The organism is Mesorhizobium sp. ESP6-5, assembly GCF_020164695.1.
GTDB lineage: Bacteria > Pseudomonadota > Alphaproteobacteria > Rhizobiales > Rhizobiaceae > Mesorhizobium > Mesorhizobium australicum.
Map to the genome: position 1 here is coordinate 178,374 of NZ_JAIUGR010000005.1, position 15,406 is coordinate 193,779.

The 15,406-nt window shown below is 61.4% G+C and carries 17 protein-coding genes; 3 read left to right on the plus strand and 14 right to left on the minus strand.

Annotation, left to right across the window (positions count from 1 at the left end; translation table 11 throughout):
• Window positions 1-41: 41 nt before the first annotated feature.
• The 10 genes from LB524_RS10135 to rpoZ form a co-directional block, all read right to left on the minus strand.
• The gene (locus LB524_RS10135) at window positions 42-1,202 is read right to left on the minus strand and encodes a porin (RefSeq protein WP_140618485.1); all 1,161 of its coding nucleotides are present in this window, start codon (window positions 1,200-1,202) and stop codon (window positions 42-44) included.
• A gap of 752 nt (window positions 1,203-1,954) precedes the next feature.
• Window positions 1,955-2,875 carry a GTPase Era gene (gene era / locus LB524_RS10140; RefSeq protein ID WP_015318573.1) on the minus strand — a complete coding sequence of 307 codons (921 nt, stop codon included), beginning with the start codon at window positions 2,873-2,875 and terminating at the stop codon, window positions 1,955-1,957.
• Entirely contained in the window at window positions 2,872-3,588 is a 717-nt protein-coding gene (gene rnc / locus LB524_RS10145; RefSeq protein ID WP_140618724.1) for a ribonuclease III, read from the minus strand. The genes era and rnc overlap by 4 nt, the downstream gene beginning before the upstream one ends.
• Window positions 3,588-4,337, minus strand: a complete 750-nt coding sequence (gene lepB, locus LB524_RS10150; RefSeq protein WP_027144187.1) for a signal peptidase I — start codon at window positions 4,335-4,337, stop codon at window positions 3,588-3,590. Before lepB ends, rnc begins: the two co-directional genes overlap by 1 nt.
• A gap of 78 nt (window positions 4,338-4,415) precedes the next feature.
• Window positions 4,416-4,829: a holo-ACP synthase gene (gene acpS / locus LB524_RS10155; protein WP_015318576.1), complete on the minus strand. Its 414-nt coding sequence runs from the start codon at window positions 4,827-4,829 to the stop codon at window positions 4,416-4,418.
• Window positions 4,826-5,425: a DUF2062 domain-containing protein gene (locus LB524_RS10160; protein ID WP_015318577.1), complete on the minus strand. Its 600-nt coding sequence runs from the start codon at window positions 5,423-5,425 to the stop codon at window positions 4,826-4,828. Before LB524_RS10160 ends, acpS begins: the two co-directional genes overlap by 4 nt.
• Before the next feature lie 335 nt (window positions 5,426-5,760).
• On the minus strand, window positions 5,761-6,141 hold the full coding sequence (locus LB524_RS10165) for a VOC family protein (RefSeq protein ID WP_015318578.1): 381 nt from the start codon (window positions 6,139-6,141) through the stop codon (window positions 5,761-5,763).
• Window positions 6,142-6,154: 13 nt separating this feature from the next.
• Window positions 6,155-6,733: an orotate phosphoribosyltransferase gene (gene pyrE / locus LB524_RS10170; RefSeq protein ID WP_224525729.1), complete on the minus strand. Its 579-nt coding sequence runs from the start codon at window positions 6,731-6,733 to the stop codon at window positions 6,155-6,157.
• A gap of 24 nt (window positions 6,734-6,757) precedes the next feature.
• Window positions 6,758-8,986: a RelA/SpoT family protein gene (locus LB524_RS10175; protein WP_023771627.1), complete on the minus strand. Its 2,229-nt coding sequence runs from the start codon at window positions 8,984-8,986 to the stop codon at window positions 6,758-6,760.
• A 211-nt stretch (window positions 8,987-9,197) separates the two neighbouring features.
• On the minus strand, window positions 9,198-9,599 hold the full coding sequence (rpoZ, locus tag LB524_RS10180) for a DNA-directed RNA polymerase subunit omega (protein ID WP_015318581.1): 402 nt from the start codon (window positions 9,597-9,599) through the stop codon (window positions 9,198-9,200).
• A 317-nt stretch (window positions 9,600-9,916) separates the two neighbouring features.
• On the opposite strand from rpoZ, the gene LB524_RS10185 reads away from it, so the two are divergent.
• Both LB524_RS10185 and LB524_RS10190 read left to right on the plus strand, forming a co-directional pair.
• Complete coding sequence (locus LB524_RS10185) at window positions 9,917-10,498, plus strand: NYN domain-containing protein (protein ID WP_015318582.1); 582 nt, start codon at window positions 9,917-9,919, stop codon at window positions 10,496-10,498.
• 11 nt (window positions 10,499-10,509) lie between these two features.
• The gene (locus tag LB524_RS10190; protein WP_140663089.1) at window positions 10,510-11,166 is read left to right on the plus strand and encodes a uracil-DNA glycosylase; all 657 of its coding nucleotides are present in this window, start codon (window positions 10,510-10,512) and stop codon (window positions 11,164-11,166) included.
• A 33-nt stretch (window positions 11,167-11,199) separates the two neighbouring features.
• Here LB524_RS10190 and LB524_RS10195 read toward each other — a convergent pair whose 3' ends face one another.
• Window positions 11,200-11,673 (minus strand): Lrp/AsnC family transcriptional regulator, encoded by a 474-nt coding sequence (locus tag LB524_RS10195; protein WP_015318584.1) that lies wholly within the window; start codon window positions 11,671-11,673, stop codon window positions 11,200-11,202.
• Between the two features lie 145 nt (window positions 11,674-11,818).
• On the opposite strand from LB524_RS10195, the gene LB524_RS10200 reads away from it, so the two are divergent.
• Window positions 11,819-12,742 (plus strand): DMT family transporter, encoded by a 924-nt coding sequence (locus tag LB524_RS10200; protein WP_224525730.1) that lies wholly within the window; start codon window positions 11,819-11,821, stop codon window positions 12,740-12,742.
• A gap of 62 nt (window positions 12,743-12,804) precedes the next feature.
• Here LB524_RS10200 and LB524_RS10205 read toward each other — a convergent pair whose 3' ends face one another.
• From LB524_RS10205 to dapA, 3 genes are all read right to left on the minus strand, one after another.
• Window positions 12,805-13,515, minus strand: coding sequence for a GH25 family lysozyme (locus LB524_RS10205; RefSeq protein WP_224525732.1), 711 nt, complete (start codon window positions 13,513-13,515; stop codon window positions 12,805-12,807).
• 73 nt (window positions 13,516-13,588) lie between these two features.
• Window positions 13,589-14,068 (minus strand): SsrA-binding protein SmpB, encoded by a 480-nt coding sequence (gene smpB, locus LB524_RS10210; RefSeq protein ID WP_224525746.1) that lies wholly within the window; start codon window positions 14,066-14,068, stop codon window positions 13,589-13,591.
• A gap of 151 nt (window positions 14,069-14,219) precedes the next feature.
• Window positions 14,220-15,101 carry a 4-hydroxy-tetrahydrodipicolinate synthase gene (dapA, locus tag LB524_RS10215; protein WP_140618726.1) on the minus strand — a complete coding sequence of 294 codons (882 nt, stop codon included), beginning with the start codon at window positions 15,099-15,101 and terminating at the stop codon, window positions 14,220-14,222.
• Between the last annotated feature and the right edge of the window lie 305 nt (window positions 15,102-15,406).

Sequence of the window (15,406 nt, forward strand, 5' to 3'; positions counted from 1 at the left end):
CAGCAATGTGCTGCGGGCGGTTGGTGAGGTCAGTCGATCCGTTAGAAGTTGCGCTGGAAGCGGACGATGCCGCCGACGCTGTCCTTCTTGTCGGCCTTGGACCAGTTGCCGTAGATGGATGGATTGCCGAAATTGCCGTAGTGATCCCAGTCGACTTCGGTCGTGACCGTGAAGCCCGGGACGATGGTGTATGCGACGTTCGCGGCGAGAGCATAGTTCTTGTCGTCGTCAGCCGAAGCCTGGACGTTGAACGAGGTCTTCTCGTTGAACTTGTAGGTACCGCCGCCCCAGACGGCCCAGTTGCCGCCCCACGGCTTGTACTGGCTGCGGCCATGTACGTCGATGGCATTGTGTGCGTCGTCTGTGAGGTTGTCGTCGGTGCCGTAGCCGCCCATGATGAACAGCGACAGTTCCTTGCTGACGTTGACATCCAGGCGAACCTTGCCGGCCACTTCCTCGTAGTTGCTGTCATAGGCGACAACACCGGTGATCGCGCCCCAGTCGCCCTTGTACTTCAAGCCGCCGACGACATGCGGAACATAGCTGTCGATGGTGTTGACGCCCGTGCCTTCTTCGAGCGAGACCACGCCCGTGAAGCCGCTGCCAGCGTCGAAATAGTACTGGACGACATTGGTGTCCTTGACGCCGTACGGGATGATCGTGTCCTGGATGACGTTGCCCGCGTAACCGATGAACTGGTCGTATGCAGTTTCATCCTTACCGACGCGCAGGCCACCGAGCTGTATCCAGGCGAAGTTGAGGCTGGTGGTTTTGTTGCCGGCCTGCCAGGAGGTCGAGGAGCTTCCATCATAGTCGCCCGAGGAGTTGCCGAACTGGAAGCGGGTCTCGGTGAAGGTCTTCAACGTGCCGAGTTCGGTTTCCTGGCCGGTATACGTCCTCAGCGTGAAGCGCATGTTCTTGTAGTAGGTGTCGTGGTTTCCACCGTCCATGTGATCGCCAACGTTGTTGACGCCATCCAGCGTGCCGGAATCGCCGACGCCGATGTCATAGCGGAGATAGCCGCCGATGCGCAGGCAGGTCTCGGTGCCCGGGATGTAGAAATAGCCGGCGCCGTAGACGTCGCAGATCTTGACGTATTCGGCCGGTTCCGGTTCGGCGACGACAACCGCGTCCGCGGCGCGCGCGCCGGACACCGCGATCAAAGCCGCGGCTGAGCCGAGAAGGAGGCTCTTGATGTTCATTTTCTGACCTCTCCAGTCAAGTTTGAAAAAATGGCTTCTGAATTGTGGCTGGCGGATATGTTTTCCCGCCTCACCCCCACAATGAAAAAGGCCCGCACCGCGTCCCCTTTTCGCGGCGAACATACCCACCAATCGTCCACCTTCAATGACAATTCCATAAATGCGCTGGATTCTCGCCACAGATTAAATACGTGTTGCACAAATAACACTAATGAGAGCTTGCTTGAATTTAAAATGGCACAAATGGAACATCGTCATATTTTTGTAATAATTAAGTGTATCCTTCTGCATATACCAGTTTACTCTATGAATTGCGGTCTTTTAAACTCTAAATCTAAAATAAATTGAGAAATTTGTGATTTCTGTCCTCGTATCGCTGTCGGCGCGAAAACAACACCATCAGCAGATCCAGATCACGGCGCGGAAAGCCGGCCTCAGCACGCGTCGCCGCTTCGTTGGCGGCTTGCCAAGAATCTGAGTTGGTCTCGCGCCAATCGCGGGCCGCATGGTGGAGCCGGCGTTTCGCTTTGGCCTGCTTTCCGCCACCCGGGAGCCGTTCGCGGTTCGCGTAAAACCGCGACGTGCTCTACAGCACGTCGCGGCGAATCGGATTCGCCGACCTGCTGTAAGCTTCTGATTTTATGCATGTCGTTGTCCCGGAACCGAGGACTCTTCCGGGCGACATGCATTAGCCTCACGCCCAATGCTTGTGGTCGGCCACCGTGCGATGACGCGCCAGGATTTTTTCGGCCTTAGCGGGGGAACTCCAGCCCCATCTCGCGGTAGCGCTCGGGATCATCGCCCCAGTTCTCGCGCACTTTCACGAACAGGAACAGGTGCACCTTCTGTTCCAGTATGCCTGATATTTCCATCCGCGCGGCCTGCCCGATGGCGCGGATGGTCTCGCCCTTGTGGCCGAGCACGATCTTCTTCTGGCTGTCGCGCTCGACAAAGATGGTCTGGTCGATGCGCACCGAGCCGTCCTTTTTCTCTTCCCATTTCTCCGTTTCGATGTGCGAGGAATAGGGCAGTTCCTGATGCAGCCTGAGATAGAGTTTTTCGCGGGTGATCTCGGCAGCCAGCTGGCGCATCGGCAGGTCCGAAATCTGGTCTTCCGGATAGTACCAGGGGCCGGCCGGCAGCGCCTGCGCCAGATAGTCGAGGAGGTCCTTGCAGCCGGAACCGGTCAGCGCGGAGACCATGAAGGTGCGCTGGAACGGCACTTTCTCGTTCGCTGCCGCAGACAGGGCCAGCAGCGCCTCGTGCTTGACCCGATCGACCTTGTTGAGAATCAGCACCATCGGTTGGCGCACGTCCTTCAGCCGTTCGAGGATGGCATCAGCATCGCCCCTGATGCCGCGCTCGGCATCGATCAGCAGCAGCACGATGTCGGCGTCCTTGGCGCCTCCCCAGGCGGTGGTCACCATCGCGGTGTCGAGCCGCCGCTTGGGCTTGAAGATGCCCGGTGTGTCGACAAAGACGATCTGCGCGTTGTCGTGCGTGGCGATGCCGCGCACGATGGCGCGTGTCGTCTGCACCTTATGGGTGACGATCGAGACCTTGGCGCCGACCAGCTGGTTGACCAGCGTCGACTTGCCCGCGTTAGGCGCGCCGATCAGCGCAACGAAGCCGGAGTGCGTGACGGGAGCGGCTGCAGTGTCTTCTGCGGTCATGCCGCGCTCCCTTTATTGGCCCACACGCCTTCGCGCACGAGAAATGCCGAAGCCGCCGCTTCTTCAGCCGCCCTGCGGGAGCCGCCGGTACCGACGGAAGGTGCAAAGCCGCTAACCTGCAAAGAAATAGTGAAGACCGGCTGATGGTCGGGCCCTTCGCGTTTTTCGATCACATATTCGGGTCGCGCGTCACTCGTCTTGGCAATCCATTCCTGCAAATCGGATTTCGGATTAAGTGGCTTCGTCACAACCGTGCTCGAACGTGGCTCCCAATAACGCAGAACGAACCGCCGCGCGGCGTCGATACCGCCATCGATATAAACTGCCGCGATTAGCGCTTCGACGGCATCAGCCAGATAATTTCCGCCAGAGCCGCGCGATCGCGCCTTCAAGGCGGCGTCGGCTCGAACCAGATTCTCCAGCTGCATCTCGATGCCGACTTCCGAGCATGTCTTTGCATCGACCAGCGCATTGAAACGGGGCGCGATTTCACCTTCCGGTGCATCGGGGAATTTCTCGAAAAGCATATCGGCGACGACAAGACCAAGCACCCGGTCGCCAAGGAATTCAAGACGCTGATTGTTGCTTGCCGCCTTGACCGCGCTGGAATGCGTCAAGGCGGTCTCAAGTAAGCGGATGTCCCTGAAAACATGGCCGGTCCTGGCCATCACCAAACCGGCCAGAGTCTCGCCTGTCGGGCGCTTCAAGGCCATCAGTTGACGAAGTGGAACAGGCGCGAAGCGCGCATCAGCGACGGCCACTTCCAGATTTCGAGCGGGCTAGCCTTGCCGGCGATCGAGAAGAAGACAAGGTTGGCGCGGCCGACCAGGTTCTCGGCCGGAACATAACCGACGGTGAAACGGCTGTCGGCGGAATTGTCCCTGTTGTCGCCCATCATGAAATAGTGGCCGGGGGGCACGTCGAATTCGCGGGTGTTGTCGCCAATCGAGTTCGGCGACAGGTCGAGCGTGTCATAGCTGACACCATCGGGCAGCGTCTCGCGATAGACGTCGATCGGATAATCCTTTTCCGTGATGTCGGGATTGTCGATCTGGCCGGTCTTGACGCGCGGCACGCCAACGCCATTGATGAAGACTTGGCCATCCTTCATCTGGATCTTGTCGCCGGGCAGGCCGATGACGCGCTTGATGTAGTCGACGGACGGATCAGGCGGGAACTTGAACACCACCACGTCGCCACGCTTGGGCTCGGAGCCCCAGATGCGGCCCGAGAAAATGTCCGGTCCAAAAGGCAGCGAATAGCGTGAATAGCCGTAGGACCATTTGGTGACGAACAGATAGTCGCCTTCCAGAAGCGTCGGCCGCATCGAGCCCGACGGGATCGAGAACGGCTGGAACAGCAGCGTGCGAATGACCAGGGCGAGCAAAAGCGCCTGGACGATGACGCTGACGGTTTCGCCAAGCCCGCCGGATTTCTTCTGAGATTTTTCAGCCACGCTCATGTCGTCCTCGATTGTGCGTTGGATGGTATAGAGTCTCGGCGCGCGCTGGGCAACGTCCATGCCGGTCGTCAGATGCAATCAATGTGGCGCTTCTTCGACCGGTAACGCCTCTATGATCACAAAGGCTTGAGCGAGCGGGAAATCATCCGTGATGGTGAGGTGGATCGCCGCCCGATGACCTTGAGGCAGGATCTTTTCCAGCCGCGCCAGCGCCCCGCCGGTCAGCGCCATCGTCGGCGCACCGCTGGGCAGGTTGACGACACCCATGTCACGCCAGAAGACCCCTTGTGCCAGACCAGTGCCCAGTGCCTTGGCGCACGCCTCCTTGGCGGCAAAGCGCTTGGCGTAGGAAGCTGCGCGGGCGCGCCGGTTCTCCGAACGCGCCTGTTCCACCTCGGTGTAGATCCTCTGGATGAAGCGCTGGCCGTGACGCTCAAGCGATTTCTCGATGCGTGTGATGTCGATCAGGTCGCTGCCGATGCCGATGATCATTGGGCGGCGGAACCGACGCTTCCGCCGGGATGAGGCGAATGCTCACGGCGTCTCGCGCGCTCGGCCAGCCGCTTGCGCCGCTGTTCGCGGAAGACATTCATGCCCCAGCGCGTGATGCCGTAGAACACCAGGCCGAACACCAGCCCGAGCGGCACCGCGCCGATCAGCATCGGCTCCAGGACGGGATGCCATAGTTTGGCGAAGGACAGCGTGTGCAGCATCTCGCCCAGATGCGCCGGCGGACCGTGTGTCGGCAGGCGATCGTGCAGGATGAGCTTGCCGGTTTCCCAGGATGCGCCCCACAAGAGCGGAAAAGTCAGCGGATTGCCGAAGAATACGGCTCCCAGAGCGGCGGCCACCAGATTGCCGGCGATCACCCAACACAGAACGGCGGCAATGATGAAGTGGAAACCGACGGGGAAGAACGAAGCAAAGACACCCGCGGCGACGCCGGCCGCCACCGCATGCGGGGTGGCCTTCAGCCGCAGAATGCGCTTGGAGAAATATTGAAGCGAGCGCGAAAACGAACGGCGCGGCCACAGATAGGTACGCACCCGCTCGAAAAGGCCATCAGGCTTGCGGCGACGAAAAAGCACTCTCTTCCTATTCCCGACAGTTCACAGCTTACACGCCGGCTGTTTCCAGCCAGGCTTCGACCGCCACATCTTGCGCTTTACGGTCGCCAGAAGGCAATCGCGACTTTGATATAGCCATCCGCAAGCCCAACAACAACCGAAGGCCGTACGCTCAGCGTCCGCAGCGCCAGATTTTTGGTCAGATCCATCTTCTCCACATCGGACAATCGCGGCGAATTTGAGAAGTGGTTTCGGCTAATTGTCGCAGCCGGATGACCGATATGCGGCCAGGGGTTCCGGCCGGCTTCGACAAGGTCACCATCCGGGGCCGAGACGATATCCTTCCGGCGCGGTGCCTACTTCAGATATTCGCTGACCTCGACCAGATTGTCGTCGGGATCGCGGAAATAGACCGACATCATAGGTCCTCGCGCGCCGATGCGCTCAACCGGACCGACTTCGATGGCAACGCCGTCGGCCGCGAGGCCGGCCTGGATTTCGGCGAGAGGCACCGCCGACACGAGGCAGAAATCGCCAGAACCCGGCGTCGGCGTCCTCGCCTTTGGCTCGAAAGTGCGGCCGACTTCGTGCAGGTTGATCTTCTGCGAACCGAACAGAAGCGCTGTCGGCCGGTTCGGCTGATCCAGGCGCCGCATGCCAAGCACGCGCCGGTAGAAGTCGCAGGTCGCTTCAACCGAGCGGACCGTCAGCACGAAATGGTCGATGCCGGCGATCATTTCGACCTCCTCGTCAGATGTTGCGGCTGCCCGGCTTGATGGCCGGGATGGCGGCAAGCTCCGGCGGCAACCTGTCCGGCGGGTAGGCTGGAACTTCATATTCGGCAAGCGCGATCAACGGCACACCGACATGGGTCTTGCCGGCCGAACGGTCGATGATGCAGGCGGCCGCGACCACCCCTGCGCCAACGTCGCGCAGGCAATCAATGGTTTCGCGGATCGACAGACCGGTGGTGACGATGTCCTCGACGATGACGACGCGGGCGCCTCGATCGATCTCGAAGCGGCGCAGGCGGAACTCGCCCCCTTCCCGCTCCACCCAGATCGCCGGCACGCCAAGGTGGCGCGAGGTTTCGTATGCCGGGATCAAGCCGCCGATCGCCGGCCCGACGACATAGTCGATCTTGCCTGGCACGGCGGCGCGGATCTTCTTGGCCAGCGCCTTGCACAGCCGCTCGGTCTTGTCGGCATGCATGAAGACGCGTGCCTTCTGCAGGAAAACTGGACTGCGCAGGCCCGACGTCAGGATAAAATGACCCTCGAGAACAGCGCCAGCCCCGCGGAATATGTCCAGCACTTCGTCGGTATTCATCTCGTCCCCCATGGTCGGCTATCGCTAGCCGTTGACGCGCCGCGCATCGCTGACGCTCGAATTGTCCTTGAGCTGCGACAGCAGCCGGTTGAGATGCTTCAGGTCCCAGACTTCGAGATCGATCAGCATTTCGGTGAAATCGGGCGCGGTGCGCACCATCGACAGCGTATGGATGTTGGCGTCGTTGGAGGCAACGACCTGGGCGATATCGGCAAGCGAACCCGGCGCGTTGATGGCGGTGACCGAGACGCGCGCGGGGAACCGTTCCTTGGTGCGCTCGTCGATGTCCCAGCGCACGTCGATCCAGCGCTCCGGCTGATCGTCGAAGGCCTGCAGCGCCGGAGACTGGATCGGGTAGATGGTGATGCCGGTGCCCGGCTGGACGATGCCGACGATACGATCGCCAGGGACCGCGCCTTCCGGCGCGAAGCGCACCGGCAGGTCGCCGCGCACGCCGCGGATCGGCACGGCGCCGGCGCCTGGCTGGTCCTTGTCCTTGCGCGCGGCCCGGCCAGGTATCTGGAACAGCATGCCTGCGGCGTTGCGGATCTTCGACCAGCCCTCCTCGCGCTGCTTGGGCGCTGCCGGCGTGACGCGCTCGTCCTTGTAGTCGGGGAACACCGCCTTCATGACATCGGTTGAGGCCAGTTCGCCGCGCCCCACGGATGCCAGCACATCCTCGATGTCCTTGCGTGCCAGCCTGTGCAGCACGGGCTTCAGGCTTTCCCTGGTGAAGGTCTTGCCGGCTCGTTCGAAGGCACGCTCCAGGATACGCGCGCCAAGGCCAGAATACTGCTTGCGGATCGCATTCTTGGTGGCGCGGCGGATGGCGGCGCGCGCCTTGCCGGTGACGACGACCGATTCCCATGCGGCTGGCGGCACCTGCGCCTTGGAGCGGATGATCTCGACCTCGTCGCCATTCTTCAGTTCCGTCATCAGCGGCATGATGCGGCCATTGACCTTGGCGCCGACGCAGGTGTCGCCGACATCGGTGTGGACCGCATAGGCGAAATCGATCGGCGTGGCGCCGCGCGGCAAGGCAATCAGCATGCCTTTCGGCGTGAAGCAGAACACCTGGTCCTGGAACAGCTCCAGCTTGGTGTTCTCGAGAAAATCCTCGGGATTGTCGCCCTCGGCCAACTGCTCGATGGTACGGCGCAGCCAAGCGTAGGCGTTGGTCTCCTTCGAGATCGCATGGCCGGCGCCGTTCGTCTTGCCGCCGGTGTCCTTGTAGATCGAATGGGCGGCGACGCCGTATTCGGCGATCTTGTTCATCTCGCGGGTGCGGATCTGCAGTTCGACGCGCTGGCGCGAAGGCCCGACGATGGTGGTGTGGATCGAACGGTAGTCGTTCTGCTTCGGGGTCGAGATGTAATCCTTGAAACGGCCGGGCACCATCGACCAAGTGGTGTGGATGGCACCCAGCGCGCGATAGCAGTCCTCGACGCTGTCAACGACAACACGGAAGCCGAAAATGTCGGACAGCTGCTCGAAGGACAGCGCCTTGGCCTCCATCTTGCGGAACACCGACCATGGCTTCTTCTGCCGGCTCTTCACGCCGGCGTTGATGGCGTGCTTTTCAAACAGGGCCGACAGCGCCTTTTCAATGTCGGTCAGCACGCCCTTGTTGCGCTCGAATATCTCGGCGAGCCGCGCGGTGACGGCCCGGTAGGCTTCCGGATTGATGAAGCGGAAGGCGATCTCTTCCAGCTCCTCGCGCATGCCTTGCATGCCCATGCGCCCGGCCAGCGGCGCGTAGATATCCATCGTCTCCTCGGCGATGCGCAGGCGTTTGGCCTCGGGCATGTGATCGAGGGTGCGCATGTTGTGCAAACGGTCGGCGAGCTTGACCAGCAGCACGCGAACATCTTCCGAGATCGCCAGCAAAAGCTTGCGCAGGTTCTCCGCCTGCTCGGCCTTCTTGGAGACGAGGTCGAGCTTCTTGAGCTTGGTCAGGCCCTCGACCAGCTTGCCCATTTCGGGGCCGAACAGATCGTCGATCTCGGCCCGCGTCGCCGTCGTGTCCTCGATGGTATCGTGCAGCAGGGCGACGGCGATGGTCGCCTCGTCCATGTGCATCTCGGTGAGGATAGCGGCGACTTCGAGCGGATGCGAGAAATAGGGATCGCCGGAAGCGCGCTTCTGGTGACCATGCTTCTGCATGGCGTAGACATAGGCCTTGTTGAGCAACGCCTCGTTGACGTCAGGCTTGTAGCGCTGGACGCGCTCGACAAGCTCATACTGACGCATCATGGGCTAAATCTCTCGGCGATGAAATGAATCATGCGCCGCACTGTTGTACGGCGCATGCCGGTACCAACTGTCGCAAATACCAGATTCACGCATTATGCCAAGTGCGGCCAAAGCTGCATCTGGTATTTGCGACAGTTGGTACTAGATAGCCACGAAACCGCCGGGACGGAAGTGCCGGAAGATTGTTCCAGCGACCGCCGGAACGGAGGGCTTAGTAGTCGTCGCTCTTTTCCGGGGGCACCAGGCCTTCGATGCCAGCCAGGAGATCTTCCTCGGTCATCCGGTCGAAGGTGACGTTCTCCTCGGCGTCGTCGGCTTCGGCGGCCGCAACAGCGCCGCCGGTCTGATCGGCGATCACTTCGCCATCGGCTTCGGGCTCGTCGACCTCGACATGCTTCTGCAGCGAATGGATCAGATCTTCCTTGAGATCATCGGGCGACAGCGTCTCGTCGGCGATCTCGCGCAGTGCGATGACGGGGTTCTTGTCGTTGTCGCGCGGGACGGTGATCTGCGCGCCCTGGCTGATCTGACGGGCGCGGTGGCCGGCCAGAAGCACCAGCTCGAAGCGGTTGTCGACCTTGTCGATGCAATCTTCAACGGTTACGCGGGCCATGGACTGCCCCTTTCATGCCTGGATTTAATGGAAAACAGGCGCGGTCCATAACCCGAACGGCGCCAAAATACAAGCATCATGGCAATGCGGGCCCACAGGGCACTCAATCTCAATATCGAACTCCCGATCTAGCAAAGCAGCCGGGTCCAGGGTTCGGCGCCACGATCACAATTGCTTGCAGTGCGCCACATGCCCTTGGATTGCCACCAAACTGGCGTTATCTCGATTGGTCCAAGGTCGGCCGGTTATTAGAGCCTGACCGATAGTCGCTACCGCATTTCGTTTAGACGGCCGTTTTTTCGAAAAGGATTATTTCCATGTTCGACCCTCGTGAAAAAATCGCCCTGTTCATCGACGGCGCCAATCTCTACGCCACATCGCGCGCGCTCGGGTTCGACATCGACTATCGCAAGCTCCTGGCGAGCTTCCACAAGCGCGGTTACCTGTTGCGCGCCTATTATTACACCGCGCTGGTGGAGGACCAGGAATACTCCTCGATCCGGCCACTGATCGACTGGCTCGACTATAACGGGTTCAAGGTGGTCACCAAGCCGGCCAAGGAATTCACCGACTCGACGGGCCGCCGCAAGATCAAGGGCAACATGGACATCGAGCTTACCGTCGATGCCCTGGAACTCGCCGATGTCGTCGACCACTATGTCATATTCTCCGGAGACGGTGATTTCCGAACGCTGGTCGAAGCGCTGCAACGGCGTGGCCGCAAGGTGTCGATCGTCTCGACCATGGCCTCGCAACCTCCGATGATCTCAGACGACCTGCGCCGGCAGGCCGACCATTTCATCGACCTGGCGACGCTGAAGAACGAAGTCGGCCGCGATCCCTCCGAACGACCGGCACGGCGGCCCGAACCGGCTGAAGTCGACGAGGACGACTACTGAGGCCGGTCGACTTGACCGCCCCTTCGCTTTCCGAACCCAGCCGCGATTGCCCGCTCTGCCCGCGGCTGCATGATTTCATCGCCGAATGGCGGCAGCGCGAGCCGTCATGGTTCAACGCGCCGGTGCCGACCTTCCTGCCATTGGGCGGCGAAGATACCGTCCAGCTTCTGATCGTTGGTCTGGCGCCTGGCCTGCGCGGCGCCAACCGCACCGGGCGCCCCTTTACCGGCGACTATGCCGGCGACCTGCTCTATTCGACACTGATTGCCCACAACTTCGCACGCGGCGAGTTCAAGGCGCGGCCCGATGATGGGCTGGAACTCCTCGGCACGGCGATCACCAACGCGGTGCGCTGCGTGCCGCCGGAGAACAAGCCGGTCGGTGCCGAGATCGCTACCTGCCGGACATTCCTGGTGCCGACGATCGCTCGCTTTCCCAACCTGCGCGCCGTGCTGGCGCTGGGATCGATCGCGCACCAGTCGACCGTGCGGGCACTGGGCGGGCGCGTCGCCGCCTATCCGTTCAAACATGGCGGCCAGTTGGAAGCCGGCGGCATCATGCTGTTTTCGAGCTACCATTGCTCGCGCTACAACACCAATACCGGTGTGTTGACCGAAGACATGTTCGTCAGGGTATTTGGCGAGATCGCGGCATTCCTGAAGAACTGAGCTCTCGGATACCGTGCGGTCTGCGGTGCCTGCTCACACCGGCAGCAAGGCATCCGGCTTCACGTCGCCGATCGAGGCATAGGTATGTGTCTCCTTCACCCCCGGCAGCGGCAGGATGACGCGTTTGAGAAAGTCCTGATAGTCGGCCATCTCGGCAATGCGGGCCTTCACGAGATAGTCGAAGCCGCCGACGACCATGTGGCATTCCAGAACCTCGGGCGCCTTTGCCACCGCCTCGGCGAAGCGGTCAAAGATATGCGGGGCCGCATGATCGAGCCGCACCTCGATGAAGACAAGCATGCCGCGGCCAATCTTTGCCGGATTGAGCACCGCCCTGACGGCGGTGATGAACCCGTCGCGAAACAGGCGTTTCACGCGCTGGCTGGCGCCGGTTGGTGACAGGCCGACGCGCGCTGCCAGGTCGAGCGTGGTACGGCGTCCATCTTCCTGCAGCAGTCGCAGAAGACTGCGGTCGACGGCGTCCAGGTCGACTGGTTCAGGATTCACGTTCAAGCCCTCCTATTTGCGTGAATTACACTTCAAATTGTAAAAAACAGCGTATTTTGTCGCGACCATTTCGACCATAGGCTGCGCTTCATCGCAAGGTCGGGGCTGTCTCCTCCTGGCGGCATGAACATGCGGCGGAACTGACATGGCGGACGGACGAGACACGGGAGACACAAGACTGGCGGTGATCGCCGGCCTTGTCATGATCGCCATCTATGCGGCGCAGTTCGTCGCCGCCCGCTTCAGCCTCAGGGAGCATCTGACGGCCACCGACATGGCCAGCCTGCGCTTTGCAGGTGCCGGCGCGGTGTTCCTGCCGATCGTCTGGAGACGCGGCCTGGCGACCATGAAGGCGCTGGGCTGGCGGCGTGGACTGACGTTGGCTGCACTGGCCGGATTGCCCTATCCGCTGATCATCAACTGGGGTCTAACCCACGCGCCCGCCGCCCATGCCGCGGCGCTCTGCCCGGCCTCGATCGTGTTCTTCTCGTTCCTATTGTCGCTGTTCAGGGAAAGCGCGTCGCGTCGGCGGATCATCGGCGTCGTTACGATCATCGCCGGCTTGTTGCTGTTCATAGCGCCGGCGCGCACCGGCGCCAGCGATGTCCTGTTCGGGGACCTGCTGTTTATCGGATCGGGCGCGATGTTTTCCACATATGCCGTTCTTGTGCAGCGATGGCGTGTCGACCCGGTCACGGCGACCGCGAGCGTCGTGCTTTTGTCCTGCCTGCCGCTGCCACTTCTTTATGTCTTTGCGCCAAGCGGCCTCCATGCCGCCGCAGGCGCCGAAATCGCCAGCCAGATCGTCATTCAAGGTCTTCTCGCGGGCGCTGCGGCAATGTTCCTCTACACTTACATTGTCGACCGATTGGGCTCACAGGCTGCATCGCTGTTCCTGCCGGGTGTGCCGGTCGCCACCGTGATGGTCGGCATGGTCGTGCTTGGCGAGACCCCGCTGGCTATCCAATGCGTGGCCATCGCCATCATGGCCGCCGGGATGGGTTATTCGGCGATGGGTCGACGCAGCACCAGGGAAAGTCTGGCTGTCTCGACATCAGCTGGATCGTGAATGGTTTCAGGAGCATGGCAGGCTGCCGAAGAAGGGGACCGGCATCGGATCGGGCCTGTTCATCAAGGTGTGGAGGCGAGCAGCGCCGCCAACTTCTCCGGCCCGCCCTGCAAAACGTTCAGATCGACGTCCCCCTCGATGCCGTTCACGCGCCCCCTGTTGTGGTACTGCCAGTAGATCCAGTCACGACGGTCCGGTTCCATGAGCAGTGAGCGTAGCCAGAGTGGGCGAGCGGCGATTTGCCCGGCATAAGCGGCCTCGGCTTCATCCGTAAGATAGACGATCGCCGGCTTGCCGAATGCCGTCTCGACAGGTCCGAGGAAGGCCTGGAGTTCGGCATTCAACTGTTCGGGCGACGGACGCCGCGGACAGTTGCCGCCGAACTCGATGTCGACCACGGGCGGCAGCAGCGGCTGATCGTGCGGCACCACCGAGATGAAATTCCTCGCCTGGTCGGCGCCCGTCCGGCAGAAGGTGAAGAAATGATAGGCGCCGACGGCGAGTCCGGCGGCGCGGGCCTCGCGCAGATTGCCGGCGAAGGCGTCGTCGACATGGTCGCCGCCTTCAGTCGCCTTGATGACGACGAAAGCCACATCATCGGCGGCAACACGCCGCCAGTCGATCCGGCCCTGATGATGGGAGACGTCGATGCCCCTGACCGGATATCGGTCGCGGTCGGGAGAGTAGGTGCGGAAATAGGCCACTCCTCCCGCAGCAATGACACATGCCAGGGCAAGACTGGCCGCGCCCCAGAGAACAATCCGCTTCTTCAAGACCACCCCTGTTGGACTTGCCGGTTGTTCGGCGTTGAAAACCAGACCGTTGGCTTTGCAGGCTATCTCCCGATCACCCGCGTTCCTTCAGCAGCCGGCCTTTTTCGCGCGACCAGTCGCGTTGCTTTTCGGTCTCGCGCTTGTCGTGCAGTTTCTTGCCGCGGCCGACGGCAAGCAGCAGCTTGGCGCGTCCCTGGTCGTTGAAATAGATTTTCAGCGGCACCAGGGTCATGCCTTCGCGGTCCACGCTCTGCGACAGCTTGGCCATTTCGCGCTTGTTGAGCAGCAGTTTGCGGCGGCGGCGCGGCTCGTGGTTGAAGCGGTTGGCCTGCAGATATTCGGGCAGATAGGAATTGATCAGCCAGATCTCGCCGCCTTCGGCCGAGGCATAGCTGTCCTGGATGTTGGCCTGGCCCTGACGCAGCGACTTGACCTCGGTTCCGGTCAGCACAAGGCCGGCCTCGATCGTGTCGAGCACCTCATAGGAAAACCGCGCCTTGCGGTTTTCGGCAACGGTCTTGTTGTTGGGATCGGCTTTTCTGACTTGGTTCATGAGGTCTAGAGTCCGTTTCGAAACTCGCTCCCGCGAGTCAGATGATGGTGCTACCGAGAACCGGAGCGGAGCGTACATATAGTACGGGAACACCGGAAGCGCAGGTGGCGCCTTCAGATGACCGCGGGAGCAGACTTCCCAAACGGGCTCGCTAATTGATCAAGCCGGCGTGCTTCATGGCCGCATCGATCCTCTCGGCCGTTGCCGGCTCGACAGTCACCAGCGGCGAACGCAGCACGTTCTCGACCTTGCCCAGCTTCGACAGTGCATATTTCGCGCCGGATACGCCGGGCTCGATGAAGATCGCCTTGTGCAGCGGCAAGAGACGGTCCTGCAGCTCCAGCGCCTTCGCACTGTCGCCCGAAAGCGTTGCTTCCTGGAATTCGGCGCAGAGCCGTGGCGCGACGTTCGAGGTCACCGAGATGCAGCCGACACCACCATGCGCGTTGAAACCGAGCGCGGAAGCGTCCTCACCCGAAAGCTGGATAAAATCCTTGCCACAGGTCATGCGCTGCTCCGACACGCGCTCGACCTTGCCGGTGGCGTCCTTGACGCCGACGATGTTCTTGAAGTCTTGCGCCAGCCGGCCCATCGTCTCCGGCATCATGTCGATGACCGAGCGCGGCGGGATGTTGTAGATGATGATCGGCAGCTTGGTCGCCCGGGCGACAGCGGCGAAATGCTCGTAGAGGCCGCGCTGTGTCGGCTTGTTGTAATAGGGCGTTACGACCAGGGCAGCATCGGCGCCGGCCTTTTCGGCATACTGCACGAGCCCGACGGCTTCCTCGGTGTTGTTGGAGCCGGCGCCGGCAACCACCGGGGCGCGGCCCTTGGCCACCTCGATGCAGACCTTGACGACGTGGCGATGCTCGTCATGCGACAGCGTAGGCGACTCGCCCGTTGTGCCGACAGGAACCAGGCCTGTCGTGCCCTCGCCAAGCTGCCAGTCGACGAACGCGCGAAAGGCTTTCTCGTCGAAACGCCCGCTCTTTTCGAACGGTGTCACGAGCGCGGTAAGCGAGCCTCTCAGCATGTCGTCCAACTCCTTGGGACTTCTCGGTTCACGCATGTGGTTGTCCCAAAATCGGTATCCACTTTTGGGCGCCATGCACTTTGTTGGTTGTGCATGTCGTTACCCCAAAATCGGTATCCACTTTTGGGCGCCATGCATCGGTGTTTCGTGGTGCGCGCCTTCTAACCGAAAGCGAAGCCGCGCACCATAGTCTCGACATTGTTGCGCGGCAAGCATTGCCATGGTGCCAGCAAGCGTAATTCGAACGGCCTCGATAACCCTTTGTTTACGAGCCCTTCACGACCTAAGTTTAGGCTTCAAGGCTT

Excerpts from the sequence above, each read along its gene's own strand:
- LB524_RS10135 (WP_140618485.1), bottom strand. The coding sequence starts at position 1,202 with ATGAACATCAAGAGCCTCCTTCTCGGCTCAGCCGCGGCTTTGATCGCG.
- era (WP_015318573.1), bottom strand. The coding sequence starts at position 2,875 with ATGACCGCAGAAGACACTGCAGCCGCTCCCGTCACGCACTCCGGCTTC.
- rnc (WP_140618724.1), bottom strand. The coding sequence starts at position 3,588 with ATGGCCTTGAAGCGCCCGACAGGCGAGACTCTGGCCGGTTTGGTGATG.
- lepB (WP_027144187.1), bottom strand. The coding sequence starts at position 4,337 with ATGAGCGTGGCTGAAAAATCTCAGAAGAAATCCGGCGGGCTTGGCGAA.
- acpS (WP_015318576.1), bottom strand. The coding sequence starts at position 4,829 with ATGATCATCGGCATCGGCAGCGACCTGATCGACATCACACGCATCGAG.
- LB524_RS10165 (WP_015318578.1), bottom strand. The coding sequence starts at position 6,141 with ATGATCGCCGGCATCGACCATTTCGTGCTGACGGTCCGCTCGGTTGAA.
- pyrE (WP_224525729.1), bottom strand. The coding sequence starts at position 6,733 with ATGAATACCGACGAAGTGCTGGACATATTCCGCGGGGCTGGCGCTGTT.
- LB524_RS10175 (WP_023771627.1), bottom strand. The coding sequence starts at position 8,986 with ATGATGCGTCAGTATGAGCTTGTCGAGCGCGTCCAGCGCTACAAGCCT.
- rpoZ (WP_015318581.1), bottom strand. The coding sequence starts at position 9,599 with ATGGCCCGCGTAACCGTTGAAGATTGCATCGACAAGGTCGACAACCGC.
- LB524_RS10185 (WP_015318582.1), top strand. The coding sequence starts at position 9,917 with ATGTTCGACCCTCGTGAAAAAATCGCCCTGTTCATCGACGGCGCCAAT.
- LB524_RS10200 (WP_224525730.1), top strand. The coding sequence starts at position 11,819 with ATGGCGGACGGACGAGACACGGGAGACACAAGACTGGCGGTGATCGCC.
- smpB (WP_224525746.1), bottom strand. The coding sequence starts at position 14,068 with ATGAACCAAGTCAGAAAAGCCGATCCCAACAACAAGACCGTTGCCGAA.
- dapA (WP_140618726.1), bottom strand. The coding sequence starts at position 15,101 with ATGCTGAGAGGCTCGCTTACCGCGCTCGTGACACCGTTCGAAAAGAGC.